At 67.0% G+C, this 14,810-nt stretch carries 16 protein-coding genes and 1 pseudogene; 8 read left to right on the top strand and 9 right to left on the bottom strand.

All coding sequences use genetic code 11. The features are described from left to right. The 5 genes from CXY91_RS30800 to CXY91_RS04605 form a co-directional block, all read left to right on the top strand. Positions 1-296, top strand: a 296-nt coding sequence (locus CXY91_RS30800; RefSeq protein WP_465246839.1) for an iron-sulfur cluster-binding protein, incomplete at its 5' end; no start/stop codon positions are given. Beyond that, positions 293-1,255 (top strand): dihydroorotate dehydrogenase, encoded by a 963-nt coding sequence (locus tag CXY91_RS04620; RefSeq protein ID WP_100959479.1) that lies wholly within the window; start codon positions 293-295, stop codon positions 1,253-1,255. The genes CXY91_RS30800 and CXY91_RS04620, both read left to right, overlap by 4 nt. Beyond that, positions 1,252-2,547 carry a Zn-dependent hydrolase gene (locus CXY91_RS04615; protein WP_248307353.1) on the top strand — a complete coding sequence of 432 codons (1,296 nt, stop codon included), beginning with the start codon at positions 1,252-1,254 and terminating at the stop codon, positions 2,545-2,547. Before CXY91_RS04620 ends, CXY91_RS04615 begins: the two co-directional genes overlap by 4 nt. Then, complete coding sequence (locus CXY91_RS04610; RefSeq protein WP_100959478.1) at positions 2,544-3,224, top strand: orotate phosphoribosyltransferase; 681 nt, start codon at positions 2,544-2,546, stop codon at positions 3,222-3,224. Before CXY91_RS04615 ends, CXY91_RS04610 begins: the two co-directional genes overlap by 4 nt. Positions 3,225-3,274: 50 nt before the next feature. Further along, positions 3,275-3,580, top strand: a complete 306-nt coding sequence (locus CXY91_RS04605) for a hypothetical protein (RefSeq protein WP_100959477.1) — start codon at positions 3,275-3,277, stop codon at positions 3,578-3,580. A 32-nt stretch (positions 3,581-3,612) separates the two neighbouring features. Here CXY91_RS04605 and CXY91_RS04600 read toward each other — a convergent pair whose 3' ends face one another. From CXY91_RS04600 to cyoA, 5 genes are read right to left on the bottom strand one after another with little or no spacing between them, the layout of a single operon-like run. Continuing rightward, positions 3,613-4,356 carry an SURF1 family protein gene (locus tag CXY91_RS04600; RefSeq protein ID WP_100959476.1) on the bottom strand — a complete coding sequence of 248 codons (744 nt, stop codon included), beginning with the start codon at positions 4,354-4,356 and terminating at the stop codon, positions 3,613-3,615. Between the two features lie 11 nt (positions 4,357-4,367). Continuing rightward, positions 4,368-4,757, bottom strand: a complete 390-nt coding sequence (gene cyoD, locus CXY91_RS04595; RefSeq protein ID WP_100959475.1) for a cytochrome o ubiquinol oxidase subunit IV — start codon at positions 4,755-4,757, stop codon at positions 4,368-4,370. Further along, a complete protein-coding gene (gene cyoC / locus CXY91_RS04590; RefSeq protein WP_425285465.1) occupies positions 4,754-5,386 on the bottom strand; it encodes a cytochrome o ubiquinol oxidase subunit III in 633 nt (210 codons plus the stop codon). Before cyoC ends, cyoD begins: the two co-directional genes overlap by 4 nt. Positions 5,387-5,393: 7 nt before the next feature. Beyond that, positions 5,394-7,394 carry a cytochrome o ubiquinol oxidase subunit I gene (gene cyoB, locus CXY91_RS04585; protein ID WP_100959474.1) on the bottom strand — a complete coding sequence of 667 codons (2,001 nt, stop codon included), beginning with the start codon at positions 7,392-7,394 and terminating at the stop codon, positions 5,394-5,396. A 14-nt stretch (positions 7,395-7,408) separates the two neighbouring features. Further along, entirely contained in the window at positions 7,409-8,491 is a 1,083-nt protein-coding gene (gene cyoA / locus CXY91_RS04580) for a ubiquinol oxidase subunit II (protein ID WP_100959473.1), read from the bottom strand. Positions 8,492-8,675: 184 nt separating this feature from the next. Here cyoA and CXY91_RS04575 point away from each other — a divergent pair, with 184 nt between their 5' ends. Then, a complete protein-coding gene (locus CXY91_RS04575; RefSeq protein WP_100959472.1) occupies positions 8,676-10,001 on the top strand; it encodes an MFS transporter in 1,326 nt (441 codons plus the stop codon). Positions 10,002-10,031: 30 nt separating this feature from the next. Here CXY91_RS04575 and gcvA read toward each other — a convergent pair whose 3' ends face one another. Then, the gene (gcvA, locus tag CXY91_RS04570) at positions 10,032-11,045 is read right to left on the bottom strand and encodes a transcriptional regulator GcvA (RefSeq protein ID WP_349236575.1); all 1,014 of its coding nucleotides are present in this window, start codon (positions 11,043-11,045) and stop codon (positions 10,032-10,034) included. Positions 11,046-11,088: 43 nt separating this feature from the next. Here gcvA and CXY91_RS04565 point away from each other — a divergent pair, with 43 nt between their 5' ends. Continuing rightward, complete coding sequence (locus CXY91_RS04565) at positions 11,089-12,003, top strand: DMT family transporter (RefSeq protein WP_248307352.1); 915 nt, start codon at positions 11,089-11,091, stop codon at positions 12,001-12,003. Between the two features lie 10 nt (positions 12,004-12,013). On the opposite strand, the pseudogene CXY91_RS04560 reads toward CXY91_RS04565, so the two are convergent. Continuing rightward, positions 12,014-12,445 (bottom strand): annotated as a pseudogene (locus CXY91_RS04560) (dioxygenase family protein); the annotation flags it as partial. Positions 12,446-12,477: 32 nt separating this feature from the next. On the opposite strand from CXY91_RS04560, the gene CXY91_RS04555 reads away from it, so the two are divergent. Next, positions 12,478-12,993 carry a beta-keto acid cleavage family enzyme gene (locus CXY91_RS04555; RefSeq protein ID WP_248307351.1) on the top strand — a complete coding sequence of 172 codons (516 nt, stop codon included), beginning with the start codon at positions 12,478-12,480 and terminating at the stop codon, positions 12,991-12,993. On the opposite strand, the gene CXY91_RS04550 is transcribed toward CXY91_RS04555, so the two are convergent. Continuing rightward, on the bottom strand, positions 12,953-13,693 hold the full coding sequence (locus CXY91_RS04550; protein WP_100959470.1) for an IclR family transcriptional regulator: 741 nt from the start codon (positions 13,691-13,693) through the stop codon (positions 12,953-12,955). The two genes, CXY91_RS04555 and CXY91_RS04550, sit on opposite strands and share 41 nt — an antisense overlap. A gap of 303 nt (positions 13,694-13,996) precedes the next feature. Further along, positions 13,997-14,810, bottom strand: an 814-nt coding sequence (locus tag CXY91_RS30795; protein WP_282569361.1) for an FAD-linked oxidase C-terminal domain-containing protein, incomplete at its 5' end; no start/stop codon positions are given.

The raw sequence follows: 14,810 nt of genomic DNA, 5'->3' as shown, positions 1-14,810 counted from the left end.
CCGACGCTGAGCAGACCAGCGGGCCCGCCAATGTCGAGCGCATTCTGCGCCGTCAGATTGCCGAGGGTCGCTGCGACGCCTTCTTCACCTGCGGCTCAAGCCGGCTGATGCGGGTGCAGCAGCGCCTGGCGCGCGAGTTCGGGCTGCCCGGCCAGGTCGCGATGGAGCAGCAGATGGCCTGCGGAATCGGGCTTTGCTACTGCTGCGTGCGCGACTTCAACGTCAACGGCGAGATCGTCAACCGGCGCGTCTGCTGGGACGGCCCGGTCTTCGACCTGATGGAGGCGCTGCCATGAGCGCGGCCGGAACGATCGATCTCTCCGTCAGGATCGGTGGGCTGACCCTGCGCAATCCGGTGATGCCGGCCTCGGGCACCTTCGCCGAGGGGCTGGAGAAGGTGATGGACTTCAACCGGCTCGGCGCCTTCGTCACCAAGACGATCACGCGCGAACTGCGCGCCGGCAATCCGCTGCCGCGCGTGGTCGAGCGACCGGGCGGGCTGATCAACGCCATCGGCATCCCCTCGAAGGGCGTGCCCTATTTCATCGAGACGACCATGCCGCATTACGCGGCCTATGACACGCCGCTGGTCGTCTCGATCTCGGCCCCGACGGCGGAAGGCTTCGCCAGCCTCGCCGCCGAGCTCTCGATCCCCGGCATCGCCGCGATCGAGGCCAACATCTCCTGTCCGAACATCGAGGAGGACGGCAAGGCCTTCGCGATGCGGGCGGAATCGACTGAGAAGGTCACGCGCGAACTCCGTAGGGCGACAAAGCTGCCGCTCTGGGTCAAGCTGACGCCCAATACCGGCGACGTGCCGGAGGTTGCGCGCGCCGCCGAGGCGGCGGGCGCCGATGCGGTCGTGGTCGCCAACACCATCCTGTCGATGGCGATCGACCTCAAGAGCTTCAAGCCCTGCCTCGGCAACATCATGGGAGGGCTGTCGGGGCCGGCGATCAAGCCGATCGTGCTGCGCCAAGTCTTCCAATGCGCCAAGGCGGTGACAATCCCGGTGATCGGCTGCGGCGGCATCGCCACCGCCGAGGACGCGGTCGAGTACATGCTCGCCGGGGCCAGCGCGGTTCAGGTCGGCACCGCGACCTTCCTGCAGCCGGCGGCGATGACGACGATCATCGACGGGCTCGCGGCTTTTTGCCTGCGCCGCGAGATCCCGCGCGTCGCCGACCTGATCCGCGGCGTCGTGATCGAGGAGGCCGACGAGCCCGATCTCGCCTGGCTGGACCCGGTCTCGTGAGCGCGCAAGCGGCCGAGATGCGCAACGTCTTCAGCGGCGACGCGGGCGACCAGGCCCTTGCTGAAGCGCTGTTCGATGCCTTGCGCGAAGCGACGGGTGACGGGGTCGGCATCACGCGCGAGGCCTATAGCGAGCGCGAGTCGCTGGCGCTCGACCTCGTCGAGGCGAAGGCGCGCGAGCTCGGCTTCGCGACAGAACGCGATGCCGGCGCCAATCTCGTCGTCACGCTGCCGGGCCGCGAGCCGGAGCTGCCCTTTCTCGCCTGCGGCTCGCATCTCGATTCCGTGCCGCAGGGCGGCAATTTCGACGGTGCGGCCGGCGTCATCGCCGGGCTCGCCATCATCGCCCGCTTCAAGGAGGAGGGGTTCGTCCCGCGCCGGACGATCAAGGTCTACGGCCTGCGCGGAGAGGAAAGCTCCCGCTTCGGCCGGGCCTATATGGGCTCCAGTGCCCTGTTTGGGGCACTCTCCGCCGCCGATCTTGCCGTGCGCGACCATGCGAGCGGGCGCACTCTCGCGGAGTGCATGGCCTCCGTCGGCGTCGACATCGCCCGCGTCGAAAAGGGCGAGCCGCTGCTCGACCCCGCCACCGTCGCGGCCTGGATCGAACTGCATATCGAGCAGGGGCCGGTGCTGGTCGCACGGGATCTGCCTGTTGGAATCGTCACCGGCATCAGGGGCAATATCCGTCATCGCGAGGTCGAATGCCTGGGCGAGGCCGGCCATTCCGGCGCGGTGCCGCGCTGGCTCAGGCGCGATGCGGTCTTCGCCACCGCCGAACTGATAACCCATCTCGACCGGCATTGGCGCACCTTGCTGGAGCGCGGCCGCGACGTGGTCGTGACCGCCGGCGTGCTCGGCACCGATCCGCAGGAGCACGCCATCGCGCGCATTCCCGGCACGGTGCGCTTCTCCTTCGAGGTGCGCAGCCAGAACCGCGAGACGCTTGAGGCCTTCTACGACCTCTTCCTCTCGGAGTGCGCCCTGATCGGCGAGGAAAGGGGGGTCGCGTTCCGCGTCGACCGCCGGCTCGAATCCGCCCCTGCCGTGATGGATGGGGGCTGGATCACAAGGCTCAAGGCGGCCGCCCGCGATCTCGGCCTGCCCGACGAGGATATCCCCAGCGGCGCGGGCCATGATGCTGCGGTCTTCGCCAATGCCGGTATCCCCAGCGCGATGATCTTCGTGCGCAACCAGAACGGTTCGCATAATCCGGATGAGGCGATGGCGATCGACGATTTCCTCGCCGGGATCGCGGTGATGCGGGACGCCATCAGGGAGGCGGTGCGATGAGCGCGAACGAGATCGGCCGCGAGGTCGCCGAGCTCCTGTTCAGGGCCGGCGCCATCCATGTCAGCCGCCAGCAGCCCTTCATCCTGGCCGCCGGCTGGGCGAGCCCGGTCTATGTCGATGTCCGCCTGCTGCTCGGCGATCCTGGCTTACGCCAAGCGGTCAGCGAGCTCGCTGCCCGCTATGCGGCCGCGACTTTTCCGCCGGGCAGCTTCGACGTGATCGCCGGCGCCGAGACAGCCGGCATTCCGTTCGCGGCCTGGCTTGCCGACCGGCTAGCCTTGAGGCTGCGTTATGTCCGCAAGCGCCCGCTCGGCATCGGCCGCAACGCCCAGGTCGAGGGTGGGCCGGTCGAGGGCCTGCGCGTCCTTCTGATGGACGACCTGACGACCGATGGCGGCAGCAAGCTCAATTTCGTGCGCGGCCTGCGCGCTGCGGGGGCTGAGGTCGAGCATGTCCTGACGATCTTCTACCACGACGCCTTCCCCGGCGCCGGCGAGCGGTTGAGAGAGGCCGGCCTGACGCTGCATGCCCTGGCGAACTGGGGCGATGTCCTTCGGGCCGGGGCCGATAACGGCCTTTCGCCGGAGGATCGTGCCGAGATCGAGCGGTTCCTCGCCGACCCCGTCGCCTGGTCGACCCGCCATGGCGGCCGCGCCCGCCTCGCGCCGCGCAACTGAGCCGCAATCCGCTCCACCCCACCACGAGGCCGCGATCTGGCGGAGATGACATGAACGAGCTTCTGAACTGGCTGCAGCAGCAGAAGGGCAGCCTTCGCACCTATATCGAGTTCCAGGACCGGGCACTGGCCCTGCGCGCGAACGCGCCCGAGCAGGCTGCGCTGCTGCGCCTGCTCGCCGATCTCGCCGGCCGCTTCGTCGAGGCCTATGACCGTCAGCCGCTGTCTGCCGGGATCGCCGCCCAGGCGCTGGACCGGCTCACCGACTTTCTCGGCAGGGCCGTCGGCGGAAGCGCTGGCGACCCGGCGAGCCAGCTGGCATTGCTCAACAAGATCGGGACCAGCGAGCTCGCCTGATCGCGGGGCGCGACCCCTCGTCGCTCTGCCTGTCAGTCCACCTGGACGTCATCCGATCCGGCCCTGACCAGATAGGTCACGGCTCCGGCGCTCATCAAGGCGAGGCAGAACCAGGTCAGCGCATAGACGAGATGGCTGTTGCGGAAGCTGACCTGGGTCATGCCGCCCTGCGGCAGCGGGCCGGGCTCGGCGCTGGCGTCGGCATCGACGAAGTAGGGAGCGACCGGGCCGAGCTGCCGCGCCGACGCGATCGCCGCCACGTCGCGCGAATACCAGCGGCCGGCCGCGAGATCGTTGCTGCGCAGGAAGCCGCCGCCGGGCTCGCTCAGCCTGAGAAGCCCGGTCAGTCTGGTCTCGCCTCCGGGCGTCTTGCGCCGTGCCTCGGGGGCACGCCTGTCCTCCGGCACGAAGCCGCGGTTGACGAGGACGGTGAAGCCGGCATCGGCCCGGAACGGCGCCAGCACCCAGAAGCCGGGGCCGCGCTCGGTCACCGCCATGGTCAGCGTTTCGGCTGCGTCGAGATAGCGGCCCTGCAGGGCGACGCGGCGATATTCGTCCGCCTGGGCTGAGATCGCGGGCCAGTCCGCCGGGCCGGGTGCGGCGACCGGCGCCGCCCGCAAGCGTTCCTCGACGTGGGCGATCAGGTCGAGCTTCCAGCTCCGCCGCTGGATCTGCCAGGCGCCGAGCCCGGCGCAGACGAGCGCGATCAGGCAGAGCCCGGCGATGAAGATCGCTTGAAAGGCGCCGCCGCGCCGTCGCTCAGCGCCGGCAGACATATGCCTTAGCCTCACATCCGGTGCATGTCCGGCATCATGTTGGCGTTGAGGTGGAACATCACCCAGAGCGAGCCGGCCAGCGCGATCGCGACGACGATGATCGTGAAGATCAGCGCCAGCATGGTCCAGCCGCCCTCCGAGCGGCCATTCATGTGCAGGAAGTAGACCATGTGCACGACAATCTGCGCGGCGGCGAAGAGCATGATCACGATCGCCGTCAGGGTCGAGTTGCCGAGCACGTCGTTCATGACGAGCCAGAACGGGATCGCGGTCAGGACGACCGAGAGCAGGAAGCCGGTGACGTAGCCGCGCATGCTGCCATGCGCCGCGCCATGGGCATCGTGCCCGTCATGATGGGCGTCGTGGTGGCCGCCCTGCGCCTCTGCCTGGTTCTGGCTCATTTCAGCACGCCCATCAGGTAGACGAAGGTGAAGACGCCGATCCAGACGACGTCGAGGAAGTGCCAGAACATACTGAGGCACATCAGCCGGCGCCGATTGGCCTCGATCAGCCCGTGCTTCGAGACCTGCGTCATCAGCACGCCCAGCCAGATCAGGCCGAAGGTGACGTGCAGCCCGTGCGTGCCGACCAACGTGAAGAAGGAGGAGAGGAAGGCGCTGCGCATCGGCGTCGCGCCTTCGTGGATCAGGTGGGCGAACTCGTAGAGCTCGATGCCAAGGAAGGCGAGGCCGAAGACGGCGGTGACGGCGAGCCAGCCCTGCACCGCCGCTTGCCGGCCCTTGTCCATCGCCAGCATGGCAAAGCCATAGGTGATCGAGGAGAACAGCAGCATGGCGGTGTTGACCGCGACCAGCTTCAGGTCGAACAGGTCGGCGCCGGATGGTCCCGCCGCGTAATTGCGCCCGAGCACGCCATAGGTCGCGAAGAGGACCGCGAAGACCAGGCAGTCGCTCATCAGGTAGAGCCAGAAGCCCAGCATGGTCGAGCCGCCCGGATGCGCGTGCTCTTCCTCGGTGACGTAGAATGCCGGGGCGGTGCCTGCGGCCTGCGCTGTCGCCTTAGCCATCATCCGCCCCTCAGGCCCGGGCCAGAAGCTGGGTCCGCGCATCTTCCGCCTGCACCACCTCGTCGGCGGGGATGTGGAAGTCGCGGTCGTAGTTGAAGGTATGGATGATCACGGCGGCGAGCACGGCGACGAAGGAGAGCGCCGCCAGCCACCAGATGTACCAGATCAGGGCGAAGCCGCAGATCGTCGCCAGCCCGGCGATGATCACGCCGGCGCCGGTGTTCCTGGGCATGTGGATCGGCCGGAAGCCGGCGAGCGGGCGGGTATAGCCGCGCTTCTTCATGTCGGCCCAAGCGTCGAGGTCGTACACGATCGGCGTGAAGGCGAAATTGTAGGCCGGCGGCGGCGAGGAGGTCGACCATTCCAGCGTGCGCCCGTCCCAGGGATCGCCGGTCGTATCGCGCAGCTGCTCGCGGCGCAGGATGCTGACGCCGATCTGGATCAGGAAGCAGGCGATGCCGAGAGCGATCAGCACCGCGCCGAGCGCCGCGATCACGAACCAGATCTGCAGCGAGGGGTCCTCGAAGCGGCTGAGCCGCCGCGTCACGCCCATAAGGCCGAGGATGTAGAGCGGCATGAAGGCGACGTAGAAGCCGATCACCCAGAACCAGAAGGAGAGGACGCCCCAGAACCGGTCGAGCTTGAAGCCGAAGGCCTTGGGGAACCAGTAGGCGATGCCGGCGAAGACGCCGAAGACCACGCCGCCGATGATGACGTTGTGAAAATGGGCGATCAGGAAGAGGCTGTTGTGCAGCACGAAATCGGCCGGCGGCACCGCGAGCATGACGCCGGTCATGCCGCCGATGACGAAGGTGATCATGAAGGCGAGCAGCCACATCATAGGCAGCTCGAAGCGGATGCGGCCACGATACATCGTGAACAGCCAGTTGAAGATCTTCGCGCCCGTCGGGATCGAGATGATCATCGTTGTGATGCCGAAGAAGGAGTTCACGCTGGCGCCCGAGCCCATCGTGAAGAAGTGATGCAGCCAGACCAGGTAGGACAGGATGGTGATCACCACCGTCGCATAGACCATCGAGGCGTAGCCGAAGAGGCGCTTGCCGCAAAAGGTCGAGGCGACCTCGGAATAAACGCCGAAGATCGGCAGAATCAGGATGTAGACCTCCGGGTGGCCCCAGATCCAGATCAGGTTCACGTACATCATCGGATTGCCGCCGAGATCGTTCGTGAAGAAGTTGGTGCCGACATAGCGGTCGAGCGTCAGCAGGGCGAGGGTCGCAGCCAGGATCGGGAAAGTCGCGACGATCAGCACGTTGGTGCACAGCGACGTCCAGGTGAAGACCGGCATCTTCATCATGTCCATGCCGGGCGCGCGCATCTTGACGATGGTCGCGATCAGGTTGACGCCGGACAAGGTCGTACCGATGCCTGCGATCTGCAGGCCCCAGAGATAATAGTCCATGCCTACCCCGGGCGAGTAGGCGGCCCCCGACAGCGGCGGATAGGCGAGCCAGCCGACCTTGGCGAACTCGCCGATGAAGAGCGAGGCCATGATCAGTACGGCGCCGCCGACCGTCATCCAGAAGCTGAAATTGTTGAGGAAGGGAAAGGCGACGTCACGCGCGCCGATCTGCAGCGGCACGACGTAGTTCATCAGGCCGGTGACGAAGGGCATCGCCACGAAGAAGATCATGATCACGCCATGGGCGGTGAAGATCTGGTCGTAATGGTGCGGCGGCAGGTAGCCTTCGTTGCCGGCGAAGGCAATCGCCTGCTGGCCGCGCATCATCAGCGCGTCGGCAAAGCCCCGCAGCAGCATGACGACGCCGAGGATCATGTACATGATCCCGATCTTCTTGTGGTCCACGCTGGTGAACCAGTCGTGCCAGAGATAGCCCCAGAGCTTGTAGCGCGTAATCAGCGCCAGCAGCACGAGCCCGCCGAGCAGGACGACGGCGAAGGTCCCGATCAGGATCGGCTCGTGATAGGGGATCGCCTCGAGGGTGAAGCGTCCGAAGAGGAACTTCCACCAGTCGGGATAGGAGGTCATGCTCGCCTCGCGGCTCAGTTGACGGCGCGGGCGGTCACGCCCGCGGCGCCGTAGACATCGGTCGGCGTGCAGATCGCCATCACGAACGGGCGCGGCGGCAGCGGCTGGCCGCCGCGGCGCACGCTCTTGTCGTATTCGAGCGCCGCGACGGTATGGATGCCCTCCTTGCCGCCGCCGCCCTTGGCGTCCATCGCCATCATGTCGCGCGTGCACATCTTGGCGCGATCGACGCACATGTTGAGGATGGCCGTGAAGAGATCGGACGGGATGTCGCGGAAATAGCGGACGGGCTCGCGCTCGCTCGGCCGTTCCAGCACGAGATATTCCTCGCGCCCGAGCGTGCTGCCTCCCCGGATCGCGCCCTGCACCCACTCGCCGAAAGCCGCATCGTCGACGCCGCGGAAGCGGAAGCGCATGTCGGAGAAGCCGGCGCCGCTGTAATTGGCCGAGAAGCCCTCGAACTCGCCGGGATGGTTGATCACGGCGTTGAGCTTGGTCTGCATGCCGGGCATGGCGTAGATCTGGCCGGCGAGCGCGGGAATGAACAGCGAGTTCATCACCGCGGAGGAGGTGATGCGGAACTCGATCGGCTGGTCGACCGGCGCCACCACCTCGTTGAGCGAGGCGATGCCTTGCGCCGGGTAGATGAACAGCCATTTCCAGTCGAGCGCGACGACCTGGATCACCAGCGGCTGCTTCCTGACCGCGGCGCTGCCTGCGCGCGCCTCGGCGATCGGCTTGCCGGCGGCGATGCGATTGAGCGGCCGGTAGGGATCGAGCAGATGCGTGCCCATCCAGGTCATTGCGCCGATGACGATGATGATCAGCAGAGGCACCGACCAGATCACCACCTCGAGCGGCAGCGAATGGTTCCAGTCGGGATCGTAGCTTGCCTTGGCCGAGGCGCGGTAGCGCCAGGCAAAGAAGATCGTCAGCGCCATCACCGGGACGATGACGAGCAGCATCAGCGCGGTGGAGGCCAGCAGCAAGTTTCTCTGCTGCAGTGCAATATCGCCTGACGGGGCCAGCAGCACCCATTGGCAGCCGCCGAGCAGCGCGAAAAGCGGCAGAACCGCTAAGATTCGAAAGATCCGCAAGAGAGTCGAAGCCTCCCCGTTCCGGGAACTGACGTTCTCTAGGTCCATTCTTTCGCGCCGCACATAAGACAATCTGTCCCATTGCGGCAGTTTGACGTGTTGCTTCTATCCACCGTATCCATTTGTCAGAGGTGCGGGCAAGTCCGGTCTCTCCGGGCGGCCGCCAGCTTAGGAATTCGCGGTCATGAGCGCTGACGCGACGATCCAGCCATCGGCCCTTCCGGCGGAAGATCACGGGAAGGACCACGTCAGCCCGGCCGATATCGCGCTCGGCGTCATCATCGGGCGAACCTCGGAATATTTCGACTTCTTCGTCTTCGGCCTCGGCTGCGTGCTGGTCTTCCCCGAGCTCGTCTTCCCGTTCGTCGACCGACTCACCGGCACGCTCTACGCGTTCGGCATCTTCGCGCTCGCCTTCGTGACGCGCCCGCTCGGCTCGGTGCTGTTCTTCGCGATCGACCGCAATTACGGCCGCACGACCAAGCTCACCGCGGCGCTCTTCCTGCTCGGCGGCTCGACCGCCGCCATCGCCTTCCTGCCGGGCTATCAGACGATCGGCATCTGGTCCTGCGTCATCCTCGCCGCCTTCCGCCTGCTGCAGGGCATCGCGCTCGGCGGCGCCTGGGATGGCCTGTCCTCGTTGCTGGCGCTGAACGCCCCGGCCAACCGGCGTGGCTGGTACACCATGCTGCCGCAACTCGGGGCGCCCTTCGGGTTCATCCTCGCCGCCGGGCTCTTCGCCTATTTCGAGGGCGCGCTCTCCAAGGAGGATTTCCTCGGCTGGGGTTGGCGCTACCCCTTCTTCGTCGCCCTGACGATCAACGTCGTCGCCCTGTTCGCCCGCCTGCGCATGGTGGCGACCCATGAGTTCGCGGAGCTGATGACAACGCGCGAGCTCATGCCGATGCCGGTTTCGGAGCTGATCCGCGTCCATGGCCGCACGCTCATCCTCGGCGCTTTCGTGCCGCTGGCGAGCTTTGCGCTCTTCCATCTCGTCACGATCTTCCCGGTGAGCTGGATCAACCTCTTCACCAGCCGCTCGGTCTCGGAGTTCCTGCTGGTGCAGGCCGCCGGCGGCGTCGTCGGCGCCGGGGCGATCGTCACCTCCGGCCTGGTCGCCGACCAGCTCGGCCGCCGCAAAACGCTGCTGCTGTCCGGCGCGATGATCGGGCTGTTCAGCCTGTCCAGCATCATAGCGCCGCTGCTCTTCGGCGACAGCCAGGCCGGGCAGACGATCTATGTGATCATCGGCTTCGGGCTGCTCGGCCTCTCCTACGGCCAGACGGCCGGCGCGGTCGCCTCGAGTTTCGGCCAGCAATACCGCTACACCGGCGCGGCCCTGACCTCCGATCTTGCCTGGCTGCTCGGCGCGGGCTTCGCGCCGCTGGTCGCGCTCACGGTCTCGAGCGCCTTCGGCCTCGCCTGGGTCGGTGTCTATCTGTTGTCCGGCGCGCTCTGCACGCTGGCGGCGCTGGCGATCGATCGGCGGATGGAAGCGCGCTACGGATGAGTGCTGCGCGCGAGGAGCAGTTGCCCTCGTTCAGTCGAGGGCGCTGGCTTGTCGGCCGACATTGCTCAGGAAAAGCCGGATTTCGTCGGCGAGCCAGTCGCGCACCGCGCGGACCTTCGGGTGATCCTGATTGCCCGGACGATAGACCAGATCGTAGCCACGTTCGGCTTTGAGCGTCAGCTCGGGGAAGGGCGCGACGAGACGCCCGGCCGCAAGGTCTTCCGCGACGAGCATGCTGCGCCCGAGCGCCACGCCTTCGCCGCGTAGTGCGGCTTCGATCGCGAGGCTGCCATGGCTGTAGGCCGGACCGCGGCTGCGGAGCTGTGCCAGGCCTGCCAGCGCAAACCACTGCTCCCAGTTCGCCAGCATGCGATCCTCATGCAGCAAGGTGCCTCGCGCCAGCTCTGCCGGCGAGGCTCCGGCGCCGATCTTGCTCGCGTAAGCAGGACTGCAGACGGGCGTGACGGTCTCGTCGAGGATGCGCTCCGCGACCGCGTTCGGATACTGCCCGGCGCCGTAGCGCACGGCGGCGTCGATGCGTCCGTCGGAGAGATCGACATTGATGTCGGTCACGTCGAGATGGACGTCATAATCCGGGAGGCGGACCATCAGCCGGTGCAGGCGCGGCGCCAGCCATTTGCTGGCCAGCGACACGCTCGTGCTCAGAGTGAGGCGCGTCCCCGTGTTCAGGCTGCGCAGGCGTTCGGCCTCCCGCGTCAGCTCCGCGAGGTTGCGGGCGACGACGGCGAGAAACCTGGCCCCCGCCTCGGTCAGCACGATCCGCCGGGTCAGGCGCTCGAACAGGGGAACGCCCAGATGCGCTTCGAGCGTCTTGACGTGACGGCTCACCGCTCCGTGGGTGAGGTTCAGCTCCTGCGCCGCCAGGGTCATGCTCGACAGCCGCCCGGCCGCTTCGAAAGCGCGGAGCGTCTGCAGCGGCGGAAGGCGGGCGAACAACGATACCATGCGTGAGTGTTGCTCACTCATGACGTGACGACAAATGATTTGTCGCGCGAGGTCGGAAGACCTAGAGCCTGCGCTCACGCGACGCCTCCGCAGCGTGGCCCGGACGCATGAAGACCGCCCCATGAGCCAAACGGCGCTGGCCACCCGCTACAGCCCCTCCGTCGGCAGCTTCGCGGCGATGCTGCTGCTTGCGCTGATGTGGGGCGTCTCGATCCCGATCACCAAGCTCGGCCTGCTCACGCTGCCGCCGCTGACACTGACCGCTTTGCGCTTCGGGATCGCCCTGCCGCTGCTGTTCCTGCTCGTCATTGGCAAGCAGCGCCTGCCGCGCCGGGCGTTGCCTCGCGTCGCCGCTCTCGGCGTGCTCGGCATCGGCATCGGACAGGTGGCGCAGACCTTCGGCGTCGTCGGCACCTCGGCCTCGGTCGCGACGATCATCTCCGCGACCATCCCGATCTTCGTCGTCGTCTTTGCCGCAGCGCGCTTGCGGCAATCGGTGTCCGGCCCGCAGGCGCTGGGGCTGCTGGCGGCCTTCGCCGGGATCGCCTTGGTCGCGTCCGGGCGCGGCGATGCGGCTGTCGCGACATCGCAGACCACGCTGACCGGCGCGGCGCTGGTGCTGCTTTCGGCGCTGACGATCGCCTTCTACTATGTCTGGAGTGTCGAGCTGACCGAGCAGTACGGCACCGCCACCGTCGCCGCCTGGAGCACCGTCTTCGGCTTCCTGGCGCTGCTGCCCTGGGCGGCCTGGGAGATGTGGCATGTGCCGTTCCAGCTGACGAGCACGGGCCTCGCGACGGCGGTCTATCTCGGCATCGTCGTGACGGTGGCGGGCCTGTTCCTATGGCTGCATCTGCTGCGCACGGTGCCGGCGCGCATTGCCGCCGGCATCCAGTACCTGCAACCGGTCGTCGGCGTTGCCGCTGCAGCCGTCATGTTCGGCGACGAACTCGGACTGTTCTTCGTGCTCGGCGTGCTGCTGGTGCTCGGGGGGCTTGCGCTCACCGTGACCGAGCGGCGCAAGGCGGCGGCTTAGCTCGGCCAAGTCAGCTCTCGAAATAGGCGGTGTTGCGTCCGCCGATCACGATGTCCCAGGAATAGAGAGTCTCGCCCTCCGCACCCTGTCCGACGCGGTTGCCGAAATGGCGCCCTTGCGCCTCGCCGAGCAGGATGAACATCGGGTCGCGGGCAAGATGCGGATCGCCTTGGAAATACATCTGGGCGATGAGGCGCGCCGAGCCGCCGCGGATCGAGACATGGACATGGGCCGGGCGCCAGCGGTCGATGTCCGGTCGTGCCAGATAGGAGCCCGGCATGATGGTGCGGAAGCGATAGCGGCCGGTTTCGTCGGTCATGGTCCGGCCGAAGCCGAGAAAGTTAGGGTCGAGCCGCTCGCGCACCGGGTCCTTCACATGGGTGTAGCGCCCCCATTTATTGGCGTTCCAGATCTCGACCAAGGTATTGCGGACCGGGCGGCCGAACTCGTCGAGGCACGCTCGACCTCAACACCATGTTCTCAGGGACCGCCGTGGTGATCAACACGCCGCGCAACGTCACCGAGATGGCGTGGCGCATCTATGCGGCCGGAGTCCTGCCCGAGCTGGAGCTGTTCGATGGCGGCGACCTGCAACTCGCCAAGGCGTTGCAGGCGGATGGCGTGCTGCGCAATCCGCTGCTGATCCAGATCGTGCTCGGGGTGCGCTACGCTGCGATCCCGAACCCGCAGACTCTGGTCTATTTCGCCTCGCAATTGCCGCCGGACTGCATCTGGGCGGCCTTCGGCATCGGCCGGCACGAGTTCCCGCTGCTGGCGCAGGCCTTCCTGCTCGGCGGCCATGTCCGCGTTGGGCTCGAGGACAATGTCTATATCCGCAAGGGCGTGCTGGCGCGGGACAATGCCGAGCTGGTCGAGAAGGCCGGCACGATCATCGAGAACCTGGGCGGTGCGTCGCGACGCCGGCCGAGGCGCGGGCAATCCTCGGCCTTTAGCCCAGCCGTTCGGAGATTCGCCTGGCCGCGGCCCTGACCGCCGTGAGGTAGCGGCCGTCGATCTGGTCGAGGTCGAAGGCGGAGTCCGGGCCGGAGATATCGATCGCCGCGACCACCATGCCGCGCCGGTCGATGATCGGGGCCGAGATCGAGCTGCCGGCCGCCTCCATCACGCCCCGGCTGAAGACATGGCCACGCGCGGCCGCCGCTTCGACCGTTTCGATCAGCTCCGGTGTCGAGGTCGGCGTCTGGCTGGTCAGCGGCACGAAGCGCTCCTTGCGGAAGAGCTCCTCCAGTTCCGCCTGCGGCAGGCCCGACAGCAGCAGCCAGCCCATCGGCGAGGCGTAGGCCGGCACGCGCGAGCCGACATTCATGTTGCTGAGGAAGCCCGAGCGGGTCTGCACGCAGCTGAGATAGAGCACGTCGCGCTCGTCGCGGATCGCCAGATGCGCCGAGACCAGGGTCTCATCGCGCAGCGCCTCCAGTTCGGGGCGGGCGATCTCGATGATGTCCTTCGAGGCCAGGAAGGCGAAGCCGATATTGAGGACGCGCGGGCCGAGCGCGAACTGCTTCGACTGCTCCTCCTCGAGGAAGCCCATGTGCCGGAGCGTATAGATCAGGCGGAAGACCGAGGAGCGCGTCAGGCCGAGCTCCGAGGCGATCTCGGTGATGCTCAGCGGCCGGCGCGCAGCCGCGACGATTTCGAGGACACGCAGGCCGCGATGCAGACCGGGCACGAAATAGACCGCGTGGTTCTTGTGCTGCGTTTCCGCACCGCCGCGTCGTCCAGGCGTTGCCTATCCGCCTCGGGGGTCACCGTTCCATTTGCATGTAAAACAGTTGGGCGCTGCGGTCACGTGCGGGCTCTACGCTGCGGGCTAAAGGCGCTGGTCGTCCCGGGCGACCGGAGGGAGACCGGGACCCATTCCGGAACCTATTCGGATAGGTTCCGGAATGGGTCCCGGATCTCCGCTGCGCTCCGTCCGGGATGACACCGTGTTGAGGTCGAGAACTCTCGAAAACCTAGCCGCGACCAAACCTCAGGCCGGTAGCACCTTGCCGGGGTTCATGATGTTGTCGGGATCGAGGCTTGCCTTCAGCGTGCGCATCACCTCGACGGCGGCATCGCCATGCTCCTTGCGCAGGAACTTGGCCTTGCCGTAGCCGACGCCGTGCTCGCCGGTGCAGGTCCCGCCGAGCTCGATGGCGCGGTTGACCAGGAGCCCGTTCAGCCGCTCGGCCTCGCGGATCTCCTCGGGCGAATCCATCCTGATCAGGAAGCCCATGTGGAAATTGCCGTCGCCGACATGGCCGAGCGCCGTCACCGGGAAAGGCGCGTCCTTGGCATGCTCCTTGATCTCGGTGATGCAGGCGGCGAGCTGGGAGATCGGCACGCAGGTGTCGGTGCCCCAGCTGCTGGCTCCGGGGCGCAAGGCGAGCAGCGCGTAATGCATGTTGTGCCTTGCCTGCCAGAGCTTGTTGCGCTCCTCGGCGCTGGTCGCGAAGCGCCAGCCCTCGCCGCCATGGCCTTCGGCGATCATCTGCACCATTTCAGCCTGCGAGACGACGGCTGCTTCCGTGCCGTGGAATTCGAGGAAGAGCGCGACCGTCTCGGGATAGCTCAGATTGTTGTGGCGGTTGATGGCCCGCATGCAGGTCTCGTCGAGCAGTTCGACGCGGGCGACCTGGATGCCGCACTGGATGGTCTCGATGGCGCAATTGACGGCGCTGGCGATGTCCGGGAAGGAGCAGACCGCGACCGAGCTCGCCTCGGGGATGCCGTAGAGCCGAAAGGTGATCTCGGTGATGACGCGGAGCGTCCCCTCCGAACCGACGAAGAGGGGGGTGAGGTCG

This window comes from Allobosea sp. FBZP-16 (assembly GCF_002831785.1).
GTDB classification, from domain to species: domain Bacteria; phylum Pseudomonadota; class Alphaproteobacteria; order Rhizobiales; family Beijerinckiaceae; genus Allobosea; species Allobosea lupini.
The sequence above is the reverse complement of the archived record's forward strand: the minus strand, read 5'-3'. Positions and strand labels throughout refer to the sequence as shown.